Origin of the sequence: Periweissella fabalis (assembly GCF_012396505.1) — a bacterium.
In the GTDB taxonomy this organism is placed as follows: Bacteria; Bacillota; Bacilli; order Lactobacillales; family Lactobacillaceae; genus Periweissella; species Periweissella fabalis.
The window spans coordinates 1-1,762 of record NZ_JAAXPN010000023.1 but is presented as its reverse complement, the minus strand read 5'-3'; the positions used below and the strand labels follow the sequence as shown (position 1 = coordinate 1,762).

Here is a 1,762-nt window from a genome sequence, read left to right as displayed (position 1 = left end):
GTAAGTTTCCGTATTATCCTTAGAAAGGAGGTGATCCAGCCGCAGGTTCTCCTACGGCTACCTTGTTACGACTTCACCCTAATCATCTATCCCACCTTAGGCGGCTGGCTCCCGAAGGTTACCCCACCGACTTTGGGTGTTACAAACTCTCATGGTGTGACGGGCGGTGTGTACAAGGCCCGGGAACGTATTCACCGCGGCGTGCTGATCCGCGATTACTAGCGATTCCGACTTCATGTAGTCGAGTTGCAGACTACAATCCGAACTGAGAATGGCTTTAAGAGATTAGCTTGCCCTCGCGGGTTCGCAACTCGTTGTACCATCCATTGTAGCACGTGTGTAGCCCAGGTCATAAGGGGCATGATGATTTGACGTCATCCCCACCTTCCTCCGGTTTATCACCGGCAGTCTCATTAGAGTGCCCAACTTAATGCTGGCAACTAATGATAAGGGTTGCGCTCGTTGCGGGACTTAACCCAACATCTCACGACACGAGCTGACGACAACCATGCACCACCTGTCATTCCGTCCCCGAAGGGAACTCTTAATCTCTTAAGATAGCGAAAGATGTCAAGACCTGGTAAGGTTCTTCGCGTTGCTTCGAATTAAACCACATGCTCCACCGCTTGTGCGGGCCCCCGTCAATTCCTTTGAGTTTCAACCTTGCGGTCGTACTCCCCAGGCGGAATGCTTAATGCGTTAGCTGCGTCACTAAAGGGCGGAAACCCTCTAACAACTAGCATTCATCGTTTACGGTGTGGACTACCAGGGTATCTAATCCTGTTTGCTACCCACACTTTCGAGCCTCAGCGTCAGTTACAGTCCAGAGAGCCGCCTTCGCCTCTGGTGTTCTTCCATATATCTACGCATTTCACCGCTACACATGGAGTTCCACTCTCCTCTACTGCACTCAAGTCATCCAGTTTCCGATGCAATTCTACGGTTGAGCCGTAGGCTTTCACATCAGACTTAAATAACCGCCTGCGCTCGCTTTACGCCCAATAAATCCGGATAACGCTTGGGACATACGTATTACCGCGGCTGCTGGCACGTATTTAGCCGTCCCTTTCTGATAAGATACCGTCACTCAATGAACAGTTACTCTCACTGACGTTCTTCTCTTATAACAGTGTTTTACGAGCCGAAACCCTTCATCACACACGCGGCGTTGCTCCATCAGACTTTCGTCCATTGTGGAAGATTCCCTACTGCTGCCTCCCGTAGGAGTTTGGACCGTGTCTCAGTTCCAATGTGGCCGATCAGTCTCTCAACTCGGCTATGTATCATCGCCATGGTGAGCCATTACCTCACCATCTAGCTAATACACCGCGGGACCATCTCTTAGTGATAGCAGAACCATCTTTCAAACTTTCACCATGCGGTAAAAGTTATTATACGGTATTAGCATCTGTTTCCAAATGTTATCCCCTGCTAAGAGGTAGGTTTCCCACGTGTTACTCACCCGTTCGCCACTCGCTGCATTGCAATTAAATTGAAGCAAGCTTCTCAATAATTGCCACAGCGCGTTCGACTTGCATGTATTAGGCACGCCGCCAGCGTTCATCCTGAGCCAGGATCAAACTCTCATTTTAAAAATGATGTCTGTTGACTCATTTGTTATCCGCCTCAAACGTCGGGGAGACGTTTGAAGCATAATTTACTAGCGAAATTGACATTCGCAAATTTGTTTAACTCTGAAAATTAATTTCAAAGTACTTACACATTTGATTGTCAAAACTTTATTCAGTTTTCAAAGATCTAC

The 1,762-nt window shown here is 48.2% G+C and carries 1 rRNA gene; it reads right to left on the bottom strand.

Annotation, left to right across the window (positions count from 1 at the left end):
* Window positions 1–23 precede the first annotated feature (23 nt).
* Window positions 24–1,592: ribosomal RNA gene (locus tag HF964_RS09890) — 16S ribosomal RNA — on the bottom strand.
* Between the last annotated feature and the right edge of the window lie 170 nt (window positions 1,593–1,762).